This is a genomic window from Rhodococcus sp. 2G (assembly GCF_001886355.1).
Classification (GTDB): Bacteria; Actinomycetota; Actinomycetes; order Mycobacteriales; family Mycobacteriaceae; genus Rhodococcus; species Rhodococcus pyridinivorans.
The window spans coordinates 2,509,774-2,525,894 of sequence record NZ_CP018063.1 but is presented as its reverse complement, the minus strand read 5'-3'; the positions used below and the strand labels follow the sequence as shown (position 1 = coordinate 2,525,894).

16 protein-coding genes are annotated in these 16,121 nt (G+C 70.2%); 14 read left to right on the top strand and 2 right to left on the bottom strand.

All coding sequences use genetic code 11. The annotated features are described in order from the left end of the window. Positions 1 to 3: 3 nt before the first annotated feature. The 13 genes from BO226_RS11950 to holA all read left to right on the top strand — a co-directional run bounded on the left by BO226_RS11950 (position 4) and on the right by holA (position 13,776). Positions 4 to 1,164 carry a cystathionine gamma-lyase gene (locus tag BO226_RS11950; protein WP_083543626.1) on the top strand — a complete coding sequence of 387 codons (1,161 nt, stop codon included), beginning with the start codon at positions 4 to 6 and terminating at the stop codon, positions 1,162 to 1,164. A 71-nt stretch (positions 1,165 to 1,235) separates the two neighbouring features. Next, positions 1,236 to 2,342 (top strand): D-alanine--D-alanine ligase family protein, encoded by a 1,107-nt coding sequence (locus BO226_RS11945; protein ID WP_198040641.1) that lies wholly within the window; start codon positions 1,236 to 1,238, stop codon positions 2,340 to 2,342. 48 nt (positions 2,343 to 2,390) lie between these two features. Further along, positions 2,391 to 3,674 (top strand): glutamate-5-semialdehyde dehydrogenase, encoded by a 1,284-nt coding sequence (locus BO226_RS11940; protein ID WP_024101371.1) that lies wholly within the window; start codon positions 2,391 to 2,393, stop codon positions 3,672 to 3,674. A gap of 29 nt (positions 3,675 to 3,703) precedes the next feature. Continuing rightward, positions 3,704 to 4,600, top strand: a complete 897-nt coding sequence (locus tag BO226_RS11935; protein ID WP_071935333.1) for an AAA family ATPase — start codon at positions 3,704 to 3,706, stop codon at positions 4,598 to 4,600. A 1-nt stretch (position 4,601) separates the two neighbouring features. Further along, positions 4,602 to 6,047, top strand: coding sequence for a vWA domain-containing protein (locus BO226_RS11930; RefSeq protein ID WP_024101370.1), 1,446 nt, complete (start codon positions 4,602 to 4,604; stop codon positions 6,045 to 6,047). Between the two features lie 70 nt (positions 6,048 to 6,117). Then, on the top strand, positions 6,118 to 6,780 hold the full coding sequence (gene nadD, locus BO226_RS11925; protein ID WP_071935332.1) for a nicotinate-nucleotide adenylyltransferase: 663 nt from the start codon (positions 6,118 to 6,120) through the stop codon (positions 6,778 to 6,780). Continuing rightward, entirely contained in the window at positions 6,777 to 7,184 is a 408-nt protein-coding gene (gene rsfS / locus BO226_RS11920; RefSeq protein WP_024101369.1) for a ribosome silencing factor, read from the top strand. Before nadD ends, rsfS begins: the two co-directional genes overlap by 4 nt. 89 nt (positions 7,185 to 7,273) lie before the next feature. Then, positions 7,274 to 7,852, top strand: coding sequence for a histidine phosphatase family protein (locus tag BO226_RS11915; RefSeq protein ID WP_232238120.1), 579 nt, complete (start codon positions 7,274 to 7,276; stop codon positions 7,850 to 7,852). Beyond that, positions 7,839 to 8,621 (top strand): diglucosylglycerate octanoyltransferase, encoded by a 783-nt coding sequence (gene octT / locus BO226_RS11910; protein ID WP_071935330.1) that lies wholly within the window; start codon positions 7,839 to 7,841, stop codon positions 8,619 to 8,621. The genes BO226_RS11915 and octT overlap by 14 nt, the downstream gene beginning before the upstream one ends. 5 nt (positions 8,622 to 8,626) lie before the next feature. Further along, complete coding sequence (locus BO226_RS11905) at positions 8,627 to 9,466, top strand: DegV family protein (protein ID WP_006554508.1); 840 nt, start codon at positions 8,627 to 8,629, stop codon at positions 9,464 to 9,466. Positions 9,467 to 9,611: 145 nt separating this feature from the next. Next, complete coding sequence (locus BO226_RS11900) at positions 9,612 to 10,451, top strand: ComEA family DNA-binding protein (RefSeq protein WP_071935329.1); 840 nt, start codon at positions 9,612 to 9,614, stop codon at positions 10,449 to 10,451. Beyond that, positions 10,448 to 12,808, top strand: coding sequence for a DNA internalization-related competence protein ComEC/Rec2 (locus tag BO226_RS11895; RefSeq protein ID WP_071935328.1), 2,361 nt, complete (start codon positions 10,448 to 10,450; stop codon positions 12,806 to 12,808). The genes BO226_RS11900 and BO226_RS11895 overlap by 4 nt, the downstream gene beginning before the upstream one ends. Next, complete coding sequence (gene holA / locus BO226_RS11890) at positions 12,805 to 13,776, top strand: DNA polymerase III subunit delta (RefSeq protein WP_071935327.1); 972 nt, start codon at positions 12,805 to 12,807, stop codon at positions 13,774 to 13,776. The genes BO226_RS11895 and holA overlap by 4 nt, the downstream gene beginning before the upstream one ends. 160 nt (positions 13,777 to 13,936) lie before the next feature. Here holA and rpsT read toward each other — a convergent pair whose 3' ends face one another. After that, positions 13,937 to 14,197 (bottom strand): 30S ribosomal protein S20, encoded by a 261-nt coding sequence (rpsT, locus tag BO226_RS11885; RefSeq protein WP_006554505.1) that lies wholly within the window; start codon positions 14,195 to 14,197, stop codon positions 13,937 to 13,939. A gap of 363 nt (positions 14,198 to 14,560) precedes the next feature. Between rpsT and BO226_RS11880 the strand changes: the two genes are divergently transcribed. Beyond that, positions 14,561 to 15,382, top strand: coding sequence for an aquaporin (locus tag BO226_RS11880; RefSeq protein WP_006554504.1), 822 nt, complete (start codon positions 14,561 to 14,563; stop codon positions 15,380 to 15,382). Between the two features lie 27 nt (positions 15,383 to 15,409). Here the strand turns inward: BO226_RS11880 and BO226_RS11875 are convergent, their stop codons facing one another. Next, a complete protein-coding gene (locus tag BO226_RS11875; protein WP_019288360.1) occupies positions 15,410 to 16,078 on the bottom strand; it encodes a type II toxin-antitoxin system PemK/MazF family toxin in 669 nt (222 codons plus the stop codon). Between the last annotated feature and the right edge of the window lie 43 nt (positions 16,079 to 16,121).

Sequence of the window (16,121 nt, the reverse complement as noted above, 5' to 3'; positions counted from 1 at the left end):
GGCATGACGGGCGATTCGACTCGCTGTGTGAAGGCAGTTGCACACGAGGGTGTTCCGGGCTCCCCGCTGCAGGCGGGACCGGTCTTCGCGGCGCCGTATCTCCTCGGGGAGGACGAGCGCGACGACGTCGACACCTATGCGCGGGCCTCGAATCCCGGCTGGCGCGCACTCGAATCGGCGCTCGCCGACCTCGAGCACGCCTCGGCCGCCCGCGTCGTCGGCTCGGGAATGTCGGCGATCACGGTCGCCCTGCGATCCCTCGTGGCCCCGGGCGGCACGGTCGTCGTCCCCTCCGACGGTTACTACCAGGTGCGCGCGTACGCGCAGGAATTCCTGGCGCCGCACGGAGTGAAGGTCGTCGAGATGTCGGTCGCGGAGTTCGGTGACGGCACCCTGACCGATGTTCTGGTGACCGCTCCCGACACTTCCGCCGTACTGGTCGAGACCCCGTCGAATCCAGGCCTCGACACCGTCGACCTGCGCGCGATCGCGACCGCGTGCCACGTCTCCGACGCGCTCCTGCTCGTCGACAACACCACCGCCACACCCCTGGGCCAGCTGCCCCTCGACCTCGGCGCCGACGTCGTGGTGGCCAGCGGGACGAAATCGCTCAGCGGACACAGCGACCTGCTGTTCGGATACATCGCCGTCGCCGATCCCGAACTGCTGCCCGCGATCGACCGGGAACGACTGTTGTCGGGAACCGTGCTGGGACCCTTCGAGACCTGGCTCGCGCACCGCAGCCTCGGCACCGCCGGACTGCGCTTCGAACAGCAGTGCGCCAACGCGCTCGCCGTCGCCGGGATGCTGCTCGAGCACGCCGCTGTCACGGACGTCCGCTATCCCGGACTCGCCGGCGACCCCGCCCACGCCGTGGCGGCCGGCCAGATGAGCCGCTTCGGCCCCCTCGTCACCTTCCGGCTACCCGGCCGCGACGAGGTGCACCGCTTCGTCCGCGCGGCCACGCTCGTCGCACCCGCCACCAGCTTCGGCGGTATCCACACGACAGCGGATCGTCGCGCACGATGGGGCGATGCGGTGCCGGAGGGATTCGTCCGGTTGTCGTGCGGAATCGAGGACACCGCGGATCTGCTCGCCGATCTCGACGCGGCGCTGAGGGAGACGACCCTCCACCGAGGGAGACCGGAGCCCGCGGAGACATAGCAGGGTGTCCGGCCCCACCCGCATAGGACTCGCTCGACACGCGGAGATCGCCACCCGGTACGGTTCGACACGTGAGTATGCCCCGAACCCGGGTGGCCGTCGTCTTCGGTGGTCGCAGCAACGAACATTCCGTCTCCTGCATCTCGGCAGGGAGCATCCTGCGCAACCTGGATCCGGAGAAGTACGAGGTCGTGCCTATCGGCATCACTCCCGAGGGCGCATGGGTCCTCGGCGACGCGGACCCCGCCGGCCTCGCCGCGGCCGGTCGCGAACTGCCCGTCGTCGCCGGCGACGGCTCCGATCTCGTCCTCACCGCGGATCCGACCCGCGGTGGCGACATCTTCGCCCTCGACGAGGGCTCCTACGGCCGGGTGCTCGCCTCGGTCGACGTGGTGTTCCCGGTCCTGCACGGCGCCTACGGCGAGGACGGCACCATCCAGGGTCTGCTCGAACTCGCGGACATCCCGTACGTCGGTCCCGGGGTTCTTGCCAGCGCCGCCGGGATGGACAAGGAGTTCACCAAGAAACTGCTCGCGGCCGAAGGCCTGCCCGTCGGCTTCCAGATCGTCCTGCGTCCCGGCACCGCGACCCTCACCGAGGAGCAGAAGACCCGCCTCGGCCTGCCCGTCTTCGTCAAGCCCGCCCGCGGCGGATCGTCCATCGGCATCAGTCGCGTGGCCGACTGGGCCGCCTTCGACGACGCCGTCGCGAAGGCCCGGCAGCACGACCCCAAGGTCATCGTCGAGTCCGCGATCATCGGCCGCGAGGTGGAGTGCGGCGTGCTCGAGTTCCCGGACGGCGACGTCCGCGCGAGTGTCGTCGCCGAGATCCGCATGCCCGACACCTCCGGCGACCACGAGGCCTTCTACGACTTCGACACGAAGTACCTCGACGACGTCTGCGAGTTCGACGTCCCGGCCAAGCTCGACGAGGAGACCTCCGACCGGATCCGCGAACTCGCGGTCCGGGCGTTCCGCGCCCTCGACTGCCACGGCCTGTCCCGCGTCGACTTCTTCGTCACCGAGGACGGACCGGTGATCAACGAGATCAACACGATGCCCGGATTCACCTCCATCTCGATGTATCCGAGGATGTGGGAGGCCACCGGAGTGGAGTACGCCGAGCTGCTGTCGATCCTGGTGGAGACGGCGCTGGCGCGGGGCACCGGCCTGCGCTGACGGCACACGGCCTGTCGGCTTCCGCGAGGACCCGACTAGGCTGGATACATGACTGCCGTGACCCCCGACTCAGCTGCGACCGACGCCGGCACGGACACCCGTGAGGCCGTCCACGAGGCCGCGCGTCGCGCCCGCGTGGCCTCCCGTCGTCTCGCGTTGCTCACCACCATCGAGAAGGACGCGGCTCTGCACGCCGCGGCCGACGCTCTGCTCGCCGCCGCCGACACCGTCCTCGCCGCGAACGCGGAGGACATCGAGGCCGCCCGCGCCGGTGGCACCGAAGAGGCCATCCTCGACCGCCTGCGCCTGACCTCCGCCCGGATCGACGGGATCGCCGCCGGCCTGCGCCAGGTGGCCGGACTGCCCGACCCGATCGGCGGCGTCGTCCGCGGCTCGACGCTGCCGAACGGTCTCGAGCTGCGCCAGGTGCGCGTCCCGCTCGGCGTGGTCGGCATGGTCTACGAAGCACGGCCCAACGTCACGGTAGACGCATTCGGTCTCGCCCTGAAGTCCGGCAATGCCGCGCTGCTGCGCGGCTCGTCGTCCGCGGCCCGCTCCAACGCCGCGCTCGTCGAGGTGCTGCGCGCCTCGCTCGAGAGCCGGGGCATCCCCGCCGATGCCGTGCAGCTGCTGCCGAGCGCCGACCGCTCGTCGGTCACGCATCTGATCCAGGCCCGAGGCCTGGTCGACGTCGTGATCCCGCGCGGTGGCGCCGGTCTGATCGCCGCGGTGGTGCGCGACGCGACCGTCCCCACGATCGAGACGGGCACCGGCAACTGCCACGTCTACGTCCACTCCGCGGCCGATCTGGAGATGGCGGAGAAGATCGTGATCAACGCGAAGACCCGCCGGCCCAGCGTGTGCAACACCGCCGAGACGATCCTCGTCGACAAGGCGATCGCCGACACCGCCGTCCCGAAGCTCCTGCAGGCATTCCAGCAGCACAGCGTGACGGTCCACGGCGACCTGCCCGGCCTCGTGCCCGCGACCGACCAGGACTGGTCCGACGAGTACCTCTCGCTCGACGTCGCCCTCGCGGTGGTCGACGACCTCGACGCGGCCGTCGACCACATCGACCGTTACGGCACCGGCCACACCGAGGCGATCGTCACCTCGGACCTCGCCGCTGCTCGGGAGTTCACGACGCGCGTGGACGCCGCAGCCGTTATGGTCAACGCTTCGACGGCGTTCACGGACGGCGAGCAGTTCGGATTCGGCGCGGAGATCGGCATCTCCACCCAGAAGCTGCACGCTCGCGGCCCGATGGGTCTGCCCGAACTGACGTCGACGAAGTGGGTGGTGTGGGGCGACGGCCACACCCGTCCCGCCTGATCGAGACCGGCCCGACGAAAGGAACCAGCGTGGATCGTGCGCTGCCCACCACCCCGCCGATCTTCGCGGACGTCCAGGACGTCGTCGATCGTCTGGCCGGTACCGGTTATCTCGCCGACAAGTCCACCGCGACCGCGGTGTTCCTCGCCGATCGCCTCGGCAAGCCGTTGCTGATCGAGGGACCCGCGGGTGTGGGCAAGACCGAACTTGCCCGCGCCGTCGCCGAGACCTCCGAGGCCGAACTCGTGCGCTTGCAGTGCTACGAGGGCGTCGACGAGTCCCGCGCACTGTACGAGTGGAACCACGCCAAGCAGATCCTGCGCATCCAGTCGGCAGGGGCGACCGCCGCGGCGGGCGAGTCGTGGGACCGCACCAAGGAAGACGTCTTCTCCGAGGAGTTCCTGCTGTCGCGGCCGCTGCTCACCGCGATCCGCCGCGAGGATCCGACCGTGCTGCTCGTCGACGAGGTCGACAAGGCCGACGTGGAGATCGAAGGCCTGCTGCTCGAGGTGCTCAGTGACTTCGCGGTCACGGTGCCCGAACTCGGCACCATCCGGGCCACCCGTAAGCCGTTCGCGGTGCTCACCTCGAACGCGACCCGCGAGTTGTCCGAAGCGCTCAAGCGCCGGTGCCTGTTCCTGCACCTGGACTTCCCCGACGCCGACCTCGAACGACGCATCCTCGCCAGCCGGGCCCCCGATCTGCCCGACGCGCTCGCCGACCAACTCGTACGCACGGTCCGCGTGCTCCGCGGCATGCAGCTCAAGAAGGTGCCGTCGGTGGCCGAGACGATCGACTGGGGTCGCACCCTGCTCGCACTAGGACTCGACACCCTCGACGACACCGCGCTGCGCAGCACGCTCGGCGTGATCCTCAAGCACCAGTCCGACCAGATCCGCGCTGCCGCCGAGCTCCGGTTGAACTGACATGGCCGCCGCGCACCTTCCCGGATCCGAGGCGCCCCCGGCACCCCACGGACTGCCCGGGCACCTGGTCGGATTCGTCGAGGCGCTGCGCCGCCGCGGCATCGCGGTCGGGCCGTCCGAGACGGTCGACGCCGGACGGGTCATGACGGTGCTCGATCTCCTCGATCGGGAGGCCCTCCGCGAAGGCCTCGCGTGCACCCTGCTCCGCCGGTCCACACACCGGCCGACCTTCGACGCCCTGTTCGACCTGTGGTTCCCGCCCGCGATCGGACGCCGCGAGGCCACCGACCCTCAGGCGAGCATCCCGCGCACCCCCACGGGGGAGGTCGACTTCGAGGCCCTACGCGATCTCATCGCCGAGCTGCTGTCCGACGAGTCGCCGGAGGCACTCGAGGCCTCCGAGATGCTCGTCTCCGCCATCGTCGAGGAACTCGGCCAGTATGCGTCGTCGAACGGCCCGTCCTTCTCGGCCTATCAGGCGCTTCGCGACGTCTCCCCGGACACCCTGCTCACGAAGATCCTCGAGGGACTGCTCGGCAACAGCACCCGCGAGGAACGCGACGACGCCGCCTACGAGAGCGAGGTCGCGCGGCGCACCGCCGCCCAGCGCATCGCCGATTTCCGGGCGATGGTCGAACGGGAGACCCGGCGACGCACCGCCGAGCAGCTCGGCCGCGAACGCGTCGAGAAGTACGGGGTGCCCAAGCTTGCCGAGGAGGTCGACTTCCTGCGCGCGTCCGACGCGGAACTCGTCGCCCTGCGCCGCAGCGTCATGCCGCTCGCGCGTCTGCTCGCGAGCCGTCTTGCGGCGCGCCGCCGGCGCGCTCGTGCCGGCGCCATCGACCTGCGGCGCACACTGCGCAAGTCCATGTCGACCGGTGGCGTGCCCATCGACCTGGTCAACCGCAAGCCCCGTCCGGCGCGTCCCGAGCTCGTCGTGCTCTGCGACGTCTCCGGCTCCGTCGCCGGCTTCTCGCACTTCACGTTGCTGCTCGTGCACGCCCTGCGCGAACAGTTCTCCCGCGTGCGCGTGTTCGCGTTCATCGACACCGCCGACGAGGTCACCCATCATTTCGCCGCAGGGTCCGATCTGGGCGAGTCCATGTCGCGGATGCTGAAGGAAGCGGAGCTGATCACCTACGACGGTCACTCCGACTACGGACACGCCCTCGGCGGCTTCGCCGAGAACCACGCCCACGCCCTCACCAGCCGCAGCTCGCTGCTGATCCTCGGCGACGGCCGCACGAACTACCGCAATCCGAACCTCGAAGTCCTCGAACATCTCGTGTCCGTCGCACGGCACGCGCACTGGCTCAATCCCGAGCCGAAGGGACAATGGGGTTCGGGGGATTCGGCCGCCAGGGTCTACAGCGAGGTCGTCACGATGCACGAGTGCCGGTCGGCGCAGCAGCTCGCAACGGTGGTGGCGAGTCTGCTCCCCGTGTGAACCCGTAAGCTGGACAACCGTGCATCAGCCAACGGATCGGCCCTCGGCCCCCAGGCGCCGCCTGGGCGTCATGGGTGGAACGTTCGACCCGATCCACCACGGACACCTCGTGGCGGCCAGCGAGGTCGCCGCGAGCTTCGACCTGGACGAAGTGATCTTCGTGCCCACCGGGCAACCCTGGCAGAAGACCGGACGCGACGTCAGCCCCGCCGAGGACCGTTACCTGATGACGGTGATCGCGACCGCATCCAACCCACGGTTCTCCGTCAGCCGCGTCGACATCGATCGACGCAAACCCACCTACACCGTCGACACCCTGCGCGATCTCAGCGAGCAGTATCACGACGCGGATCTGTACTTCATCACCGGCGCGGACGCACTGGGATCGATCCTGTCCTGGCAGGACTGGCAGACCCTGTTCGACCTCGCCCGCTTCGTCGGGGTGTCCCGGCCCGGATACGACCTTCACGCCGAACACCTGGCACCGCATCTGGACGAACTCCCGGCCGAGGCGGTGAGCCTGGTGGAGATCCCGGCACTGGCGATCTCCTCCACGGACTGCCGCAGGAGGGCCCGCGAGAACCGTCCCGTCTGGTATCTGGTCCCCGACGGAGTGGTGCAGTACATCAGCAAACGCCGGCTCTACCGCACGAATACGCACCCCGACGGAGATCCCGTCCCGGTGTTCGACGGAAACACCCCCGGCACCATCGAGAGAAAGAGCACGCAGTGAGCGCAACGGCAGAAGCCACGGAGATGGCCCGAATCGCAGCCCTGGCCGCCGACGAGAAACTCGCCACCGACGTCGTGGTGCTCGACGTGTCCGAGCAACTGGTGATCACCGACTGCTTCGTCATCGCGTCCGCACCCAACGAGCGTCAGGTCAACGCCATCGTCGACAACGTCGAGGAGAAGCTGCGCGAGGCCGGCCACAAGCCCGTCCGCCGCGAGGGCACCCGCGAGGGACGGTGGACGTTGCTCGACTACGTCGACGTCGTGGTGCACATCCAGCACGAGGACGAGCGCAACTTCTATGCCCTCGACCGCCTGTGGAAGGACTGCCCGACCATCGAGGTCGACGGTGTGGGTGGCCCCCGTTCGGCGATCGACGCCGCCGACTCGCCGGAGGACGTGTGAGTCGTCCGGAGGAGGGTTCGCAGAGCCCGCGGGTGCGGCAGCTGGTGCTGCTGCGCCACGGCCAGACCGAGTACAACGCCACGCGGCGGATGCAGGGCCAGCTCGACACCGACCTCTCCGAGCTCGGCCGGCAGCAGGCGCTCGCCGTCGCCGAGGCGATCGCCCGGTTCGATCCGCTCGCCGTCGTCTCGTCCGATCTGCGCCGCGCCTACGACACGGCGACCGCGCTCGGCGATCGCATCGGACTGCCGGTCTCGATCGACACGCGGCTGCGCGAGACGCATCTCGGCGAATGGCAGGGCCTGACCCACACCGAGGTCGACGCCGTGGCCCCGGGCGCGCGCAGCGCGTGGCGCGCCGACGCGACCTGGGCACCGCCGGGAGGCGAGAACCGGATCGACGTCGCGCGGCGCAGCATGGCCGTCGTCGGCGAACTGCTCGACAAGTACGAGGACTGGAGCGATCGGCCCATCGTGCTGGTCGCACACGGGGGTCTGATCGCCGCACTCACCGCCGCCCTGCTCGACCTGCCCGTCGATCGGTGGTCCGTCCTCGGCGGTCTCGGGAACACCGGCTGGGTGCAGCTCAGCGGATACGGCGAGGTGCCGTCCTGGCGCCTCGACGTCTGGAACGCGTCGGCCACGGTGGCGCCCGATGACGTCCTCTGAACCCACGCCGATCGGAACCGACGCCGCCTTGCAGCGCCCGGTCCTGCTGGTGATCGGTGACTCCCTGAGCTACTACGGCCCGAAGGGCGGCCTGCCCGCCGACCATCCGCAGATCTGGCCCAACCTGGTCGCGGCCGAACTCGGATGGGACGTCGAACTCGTCGCCCGGATCGGGTGGACCACACGCGACGCGTGGTGGGCCATGACCCAGGACCCGCGGGTGTGGGCCGCGATCCCGCACGCCGGAGCCGTCGTCCTGGCCGTGGGCGGGATGGACACCCTCCCGTCCCCGCTGCCCACCGCACTGCGGGAGGGCCTGCGCTACATCCGCCCGCCCGCCCTGCGTCGCGCGGCGCGTAACGCCTACGGGTGGTTGCAGCCGCGACTGTCACCGCTCGGGCGACCGGTGGCGCTCCCACCCCGGGTCAGCGTCGAGTACCTCGAAACGATCAGGGACGCATTGGCATACATGCGCCCCGATCTGCCCGTCATCGGCACCATGCCGTCGGTGCACCGCAGCGAGCAGTACCGGTCGGTGCATGCCGGCCGGCTCCCCGCGGCACGCGCGATCACCCGCTGGGCGGCCGAGAAGTCGGTTCCCCTCGTCGATCTCGCCGAAGCGGTGCGGGAGAACGTCTTCTCCGACGACGCCAATCCCGACGGGATCCACTGGGGTTGGGAAGGACACCGCCGTGTCGCCGCCGCTGTCGGCGACGCGGTCCGGATCGTGCATCGGGATGCGGAAGTCCCGGTGGAGGGCCTACGGTAGGCGTCGTGTCCGTCGTCGTCGTCACAGATTCGTCGAGTTGTATCGACCCTGAACTGGTCCGTCGGTACGACATCCGTGTTGTGCCACTGCACATCATCGCGGGCGGACGCGACCTCCGCGAGGGCGTCGACGAGTTGCCGGAGGACCTGTCGACCGTGACGACCTCCGGTCCGTCTCCCGCAGAACTGACCGACGCCTATACCGAGGCGCTCGAGGACAGTGGAGGAGACGGCGTCGTAGCCGTGCACCTCTCGCGGGTGCTGTCCGGGACATGGGACGCAGCCCGGCACGCCGCCGAATCGCTGGGCGACCGGATCCGGCTCGTCGATTCGCGGAACACCGCCATGGGTTCGGGTTTCGCCGTCCTCGAAGCGGTGCGCGCCGCACGGGCCGGAGAAGACCTGGCCCGGGTGTACGAGCGGGCCGTGGAGGTCGCGGCGTCCGCCCGGACCCTGCTCGTCGTCGACCGGCTCGACCACCTCCGTCGCGGTGGCCGGATCGGCACGGCCACAGCGCTGTTGGGTACCGCGCTCGCGATGAAGCCCGTGCTGCACATCTCCGACGGCAAGCTCGTCCTGCGGGAGAAGACCCGCACGATGACCAAGGCGATGGCCAAGCTCGTCGACGGAGCCGCGACCGATGTGGGCGACGAACCGCTCGTCGCGGTGCACCACCGCGGGGCACCCGAGCGGGCGCGCAGCCTCGTCGATCAGCTCGCACAGCGCCTTCCGGAAGGCACCGAGATCGTCGTGTCCGAACTCGACGCGGTTCTCGGCGCGCACGTCGGGCCGGGTGCGGTCGGTGTGGTCGTCGCCTCCGCGGCGACCGGTGTCTCCGAGGACTGACCACCTACACCACCTCCCGGCCCGGATGATGCCGGTGGAGGCCCCATCCGGGCATTCATCCACAGGGGTGCGGGTCATCCACAACCCCGGCCGGATCGGCGCCGACACCGAATCCGGCGGTCGCGGCCGCGGTTAGCGTCGCGGCATGGCGAGCAGTGACCACCGTGATCTCGCGCGCACCCGCCTCGGCGCGATCACGCGTTCCTCGGCGATGCCCGCGGAACCGCCCTGGACCGGCGACAGGTCGGCGAACGACCACCCCTGGGCGGATCCGGACGACGGCGACGAACCCCTCCACAGCGGTCCCGGCCGGGAACGATTCGTCGATCGGCTGACCGCCGCGCGATGGGACACGGGACGACGGGGAACCGCTGCTCTCGCCGCGATCGGAGTGCTCGCCGCCGCAGTGGCACTCGTCGTCGTGTGGCGCGACCGGCCGGTCCCCGAACCGGTACCGCCGCTGCCGAGAGTCGAAGTCGTGGACACGGCAGAGCCGTCCGCCGCGAGGGAGACGGACACGGCACAGCCGGATTCCGCCGATTTCGTCGTCAGCGTCGTGGGTGCGGTGACACGTCCCGGGCTCGTGCGGCTGCCGGCGGGATCCCGTGTGGCCGACGCGCTCGACGCTGCCGGCGGTGCCGTCGACGGCGCCGACCTCATCGGCCTGAATCTGGCCAGGCGGGTCGCCGACGGTGACCAGATCGTCGTGGGAATCGCCCCGCCTCAACCTGTTCCGCAGGCCAGTGGAATCGTCGGGGCGCAGACACCGGGCGATGCTCCACCGGAGGCAGGCGGGCTGGTGGATCTCAACACCGCCGACGAGACTGCGCTCGACGCGCTGCCGGGCGTCGGTCCCGTCACGGCAGCGGCGATCGTCTCGTGGCGCGATACCAACGGACCGTTCACGGACGTCGAACAACTCGGTGAGGTCGACGGGATCGGACCGGCGCGACTCGCGAGGCTGCGTGAACTGGTGACGGTGTGACCGGACGGAACGACGGGTCCGACGCCGCAACGGTTCTCGATGCCCGGTTGGTGCCGTGCGCGCTGGCCGCGTGGGCCGTGACGCTTCTGGGCTTGTACACGGGATGGCGGATCGTGATCGTCGTGGCGGTCGCGGCCGTCGTCGGGTGCTCCGTGACGGTCCGTCTCGTCGCGACCGGTCGCATCCCACGCGGAGGTGCGCGGATCCTCCTCGCCGCACTGGCCGTCGTCGCGGGATTCGGACCGGCCGCCGGCCTCCGGATGTGGGCCGCCGACCAGCACCCGATCGCCTCCGCAGCGGAGAAGGGATCCTGGGCCGGCGTCGTCCTCCTCCCCACCGACGACCCGCGGCACATCCGGGCTGCGGCATTCGACGACACACCCCGGGTACGCATCCCGGCCCGGCTCGAGCACGTGACGGTCGGTGGGCGATCCATGGACACCGGGGGATCGGTGGTGGTGCTCGCCCCGGCCGACTCGTGGGGAGATCTCCTGCCCGGGCAGTCGGTCACCGCACGCGTGCGGGCGGCGCCGCACACCGGGCCGGGCACCACGGTGGCGGTGCTCCACGCGGAGAACGCACCCATGGTCGTCGGCCCGCCCCCGGTGTGGCAGCGATGGGCTGGCACGGTACGCGACCGGCTCGCGCAGGTGGGTTCCGCGGTGCTTCCCGCCGACCGGGCCGGCCTGCTGCCCGGTCTCGTGGTGGGCGACACCACGGCGCTGACCGACGAGGTGCGGGAGGACTTCCGGGTGGCTGGACTGACGCATCTGACGGCCGTGTCCGGAGCCAACGTCAGCATCGTCCTCGGAGCGGTACTGCTCCTCGTGCGCGCGGTAGGACTCGGACCGCGTTCCGGGACCATCCTCGCCGCGACGGCTCTCGTCGCCTTCGTCGTCGTGGTCCGTCCGTCGGCGAGTGTGGTGCGCGCGGCCGCGATGGGATCGATCGGGTTGCTGGCATTCGTGACGGGTCGTGAGCGACAGGCACTTCCCGCCCTGTGCACCGCGGTGGGCGTACTGCTCGTACTCCTGCCCGACCTCGCCGTCGACGTCGGGTTCGCGCTGTCGGTGTCCGCGACGGCGGCACTGATCGTCGCCGCGCCACCTGTCATGACCCGGCTCGTGGATCGCGGGTGGCCGCGTCCCATCGCGGAGGTCGCGGCAATGTCGCTGGTCGCGTTCGTAGCGACCGCACCTCTCGTCGCGGCGGTGAGCGGGACCGTGAGTGTCGTGTCGGTCGCGGCCAATGTCCTCGTCGCCCCGGTACTTGCGCCGCTGACGGTCCTCGGTTCGCTGGTCGCGGTGGGCGCCTCCGTCGTCCCGTGGGTTGGGGAGGTGCTCGCGCGCGGCACCGGGCCGTTCCTGTGGTGGCTGATCACGGTGGCCGACCGGGCGGCATCGTTGCCGTCGGCCGAGCTCGAGGTGCCGGACGGGCCGGTGGGGGCAGTGGTCGCGGCGGTGCTGGTCGCGGTGGCGTGGTCGGTGGCTCGTCACCGGCGGGTGCGGATCACGGCTCTCGTGATTGCGGTGGCCGTCGCGGCGGTGTGGCTCCCGGTGCGGATGCTGCGACCGGGCTGGCCCGGAGCCGAATGGGTACTCGTCGCATGCGATGTCGGTCAGGGCGATGCGCTGGTGCTGGCGACGGGGGACGGGCGCGCGGTCGTCGTCGACACCGGACCCGAACCGGAACCCGTCGATCGGTGCCTGCGCCGGTTGAGGATTCGCCGTATCGCACTGCTCGTCGTGTCGCACCTGCACGCCGACCACGCGGGTGGGATCCGCGGTGTCCTCACCGGGCGCTCGGTCGAGATGGTCGTGGTCGGGCCGGGTGCTGCCGGTGACGACGCGGCGGGTGTGCTCGACGCGGCGACCGGGGTCGGTGTCGTGGTGCGGGAAGTGGGTGCCGGTGCGACCCTGCGTGCGGGCGATCTCGACATCCGGGTGCTGGGCCCGGCCGGGCGACGGACAGGCGGTTCCGAGAACGACAACTCGCTCGTCCTGGCGGTCGACACCGTCGTGGGCCGGGTCCTGTTGCCGGGAGACGCGGAGGAGGCCGCGCTCGACGCACTCGTGCGGTCGGGCACCGACGTGCGTGCGGACGTGTTGAAGGTGCCGCACCACGGCTCGCGCACCACACCCGCACGCTTCCTCACCGCTGTGCGGCCGAGCGTCGCCCTCGTCAGCGCCGGGCGAGACAACCTGTTCGGGCATCCCCATCCCGAGATCGTCTCCACCCTGACCGGAATCGGGGCGCGGGTCCTGCGGACCGACCTGCACGGCGACGTTGCAGTGCTCCGTGCCGCCTCCGGGGCGCTCGCGGTGGTGTCGGACGTGCGTGGCACGATCGAACCGTGAGCGACGCGTCCCTGCATCTGATCCTCGGTGAGGAAGAACTGCTCGTCGACCGTGCCGTAGCGAAGATCGTGTCCGATGTCCGCACGCGCAGCGAAACTCCCGGCGATCTCCCCGTCTCCCGGCTCCGCGCCGGCGACGCGGGCGTACCCGAACTCGCCGAGCTGCTGAGTCCGTCGCTGTTCGCGGAAGAACGCATCGTGATCCTCGAATCCACCGCCGACGCCGGGAAGGACGCCGCGGCGCTGATCCTCGAGGTCGCGGGCGATCCGCCTCCGGGCGTGACACTGGTGATCCTCCACAGCGGCGGGGGACGCACCAAGGCGATGGTGCCCGCGCTGCGCAAGTGCGGCGCCGAGGAGCACATGTGTGCCGCTCCCGCGAAGGCGGGGGAGAAGGCGGCGTGGGTGCGGACGTTCGTCCACAAGGAGTTCCAGGCCGCGGGGGTGCGAGTCTCGGGCGATGTCGAACAGCTCGTCATCGAGGCGGTGGGTTCCGACCTGCGCGAACTCGCTGCGGCGTGCAGCCAGCTCGTGGCCGACACCGGCGGCAAGATCGATGCTGCGGCCGTGCGACGCTACTACTCGGGCAAGGCCGAGGTGTCGGGATTCGACGTAGCCGAGAAGGCCGTGGCCGGCGATACGGCCGGTGCGCTCGAAGCGCTACGGTGGGCGATGCACCGCGGTGTCGCCCACGTGCTGCTCGCCGATGCTCTCGCCGACGCCGTGCACACGATCGCCCGGGTCGGCTCGGCCGGTCGCGGCGACCCGTTCTCCCTCGCGTCGTCGCTGGGTATGCCGCCGTGGAAGGTGAAGAAGGCGCAGGCGCAGGCGCGCACGTGGGCGCCGGCGTCGATCGGGACCGCACTCACGGTGGTCGCTGCGCTCAACGCCGACGTCAAGGGAGCCGCGGCCGATCCGGACTACGCTCTCGAGCACGCCGTGCGGGTCATCTCCGAGCTGGCGGCCTGAGGCTTCTCCGCCGTGCCCGTGCCCGTGCCCGTGCTCGTGCCCGCGGCCGATTCCGGGCGGGCGGCATCATTTCCGTCGTTCAACGCCACGAAGGCCGTCCCCGGCGGGGGGACGGCCTTCGTGAAGCAGAGCCTGCGTCTACTACCTCGGAGCGATGAACTCAGAGCTTGTTGGCAAGCTTCGCGAGAGCAGACTTCTTGTTGGCAGCCTGGTTGGGGTGGATGACACCCTTGCTGGCAGCCTTGTCGAGCTGACGGCTCGTGGCGACGAGGAGCTCGTTGACCTTGTCCTTGTCGCCAGCGGCCGCAGCCTCGCGGAACGAACGGATCGCCGTACGAAGCGACGACTTCACCGACTGATTCCGGAGTCGGTTGCGCTCGTTGGTGCGAATCCGCTTCACCTGGGACTTGATGTTGGCCACGCGTAAAATCCTGTCGTCTTGCTGGTAGCTGGTAGGAAAGCTCTGGGTGCATCTGAGCACCGATGGACAAGGTTACCAAGAACGGATCGCAAAGCCCAAACCGGCGGTCGAATCACCCTTCTCACCGGCCTGATCGTTTCGGCCAGGACTACGCGCACCTGACTGTTGTTGTTGCGTGCCGCCGCGGGAGGGCATCTACATGGGCGGACACGCCACGGTGCACGATGTCGTTGTCGAGGTCACGGCGCATGCGTAATCTCCCTCACAGCGCGAACGACGAGTTCGCGGCTGCGGTGCATCGACTCGAAGTGTTCTACCACCAGGTTCCGCCTGCGAGCGGGACCGCGAACATCGAGGTGACCCATGGAACCCCCACGCGATCCCGAGTCCCGAATCGACGAAGATCTCGCACGCCAGACCTCCCTGGAAATCAGAGACCCCGGTGAGTTCTCCGACCTGCGGAAGTACGTGGCGGAGGCGATCGGAACCTTCCTCCTGGTGTTCTCCGCGGTGGGTACCGCGGTGTTCGCCGGAACCTATGTCGGTCAGCTCGGCGTCGCACTGGCGTTCGGCCTGACCCTGCTGTTCCTCGTGTACACCATCGGCCCGATCTCCGGGTGTCACGTGAACCCGGCGGTGACGCTCGGGCAGCTCATCGTCGGTCACGTGACGCCGGTGCGCGCCGTGGGTTACTGGATCGCGCAGGTCGTCGGCGGTCTGGTCGCCGGTCTGACGCTCTACGCGGTGGCGTCGTCGTTGCCGAGCTACGACCGTGCCGCCGACGGCCTCGGGGCGAACGGCTGGGGCGCGCACAGCCCCTCGGCGGTGCACGGTCCGCTCGGCGGCGTGCTCGAGAACGGCTACGGCATCGGCGCGATGATCGTCGTCGAGGTCCTGCTCACGGCCGTGCTCGTCTTCGTGGTGCTGGGTGCGACCGATCAGGTGGCCGACGCGCCGATCGCCGGCATCGCCATCGGCTTCACTCTCGCGGTGATCCACCTGATCTCGATCCCGATCGACAACACGTCGGTCAATCCCGCCCGTAGCCTCGCCGTCGCCTTCTACCAGGACGGTGCGCTCGGGCAGCTGTGGGCATTCATCGTGTTCCCGCTCATCGGCGGAGCGCTCGGAGCGCTCGTCTACACCTTCCTCTTCGGGCGGCGGTACGGGCTCCGGGCCTCCTGAGGGCCTGCGGTCAGGGCGCGGCCCGATTCAGCTCCAGCCGAAATCGGTACGGAGCCGGGTCGCGACCTGATCGAATCGTGCGCGGGGGAGGATCGCGCCTTCGCGGCGGATGCCGTCCTCGGGGACGTCGAGCACGCGATCGAGGCGCACCCAGCTCGGGCGGTTCTCCGCGTCCCACGGTCCGGAGCCGATTCCGAGCCAGTCGCGGTGACCGTCGCGGTCGGAGTTCGACGAGAGCATCAGCCCGAGCAGCGTCCTGTCGTCGCGGCCCACGACGAGCACCGGGCGGTCCTTGCCCTCCGTCGGATCTTCTTCATAGGCCACCCAGGTCCACACGATCTCACCCGGATCGGCGCGACCGTCGAGGTCGGGGGAGTACTCGAGGCGGCGGGCACGCTGCGCCGTGGGCGTGGTGCGCGACGCCACCGGGCGACCGGGGGCCGGACGCTTCGTGCCGGACTGGGTCTTCGCGGCACCTGGCTTCGGCGCCGTGGTCCCGGACGCGCCGGGCTTCGGTGCCGCAGTGGTACCGCTCCCCGAGGTTCCGCTCGCTGCGCCGGTCCGGCCGGCCGCGTTCAACGCGGCGCGCGCCTTGTCGAGCGCCCCGGACTGCTGCAACTGCTGGTAGATCTTCGGACCCTGGTCGACGGCGAGACGCCCCAGCTGCCTGCCCAACTTCTTCCATGTACCGGCCACGGGAACCGAGCTTAACCGGACCTGACCCGGGCGAAATCCCGGC

Bases quoted from the DNA above. Each gene is read 5' to 3' on its own strand.
- octT (WP_071935330.1), top strand. From the start codon at position 7,839: ATGACGTCCTCTGAACCCACGCCGATCGGAACCGACGCCGCCTTGCAG.
- BO226_RS11915 (WP_232238120.1), top strand. From the start codon at position 7,274: ATGCAGGGCCAGCTCGACACCGACCTCTCCGAGCTCGGCCGGCAGCAG.
- BO226_RS11880 (WP_006554504.1), top strand. From the start codon at position 14,561: ATGGAACCCCCACGCGATCCCGAGTCCCGAATCGACGAAGATCTCGCA.
- BO226_RS11940 (WP_024101371.1), top strand. From the start codon at position 2,391: ATGACTGCCGTGACCCCCGACTCAGCTGCGACCGACGCCGGCACGGAC.
- nadD (WP_071935332.1), top strand. From the start codon at position 6,118: ATGGGTGGAACGTTCGACCCGATCCACCACGGACACCTCGTGGCGGCC.
- BO226_RS11950 (WP_083543626.1), top strand. From the start codon at position 4: ATGACGGGCGATTCGACTCGCTGTGTGAAGGCAGTTGCACACGAGGGT.
- BO226_RS11930 (WP_024101370.1), top strand. From the start codon at position 4,602: ATGGCCGCCGCGCACCTTCCCGGATCCGAGGCGCCCCCGGCACCCCAC.
- BO226_RS11900 (WP_071935329.1), top strand. From the start codon at position 9,612: ATGGCGAGCAGTGACCACCGTGATCTCGCGCGCACCCGCCTCGGCGCG.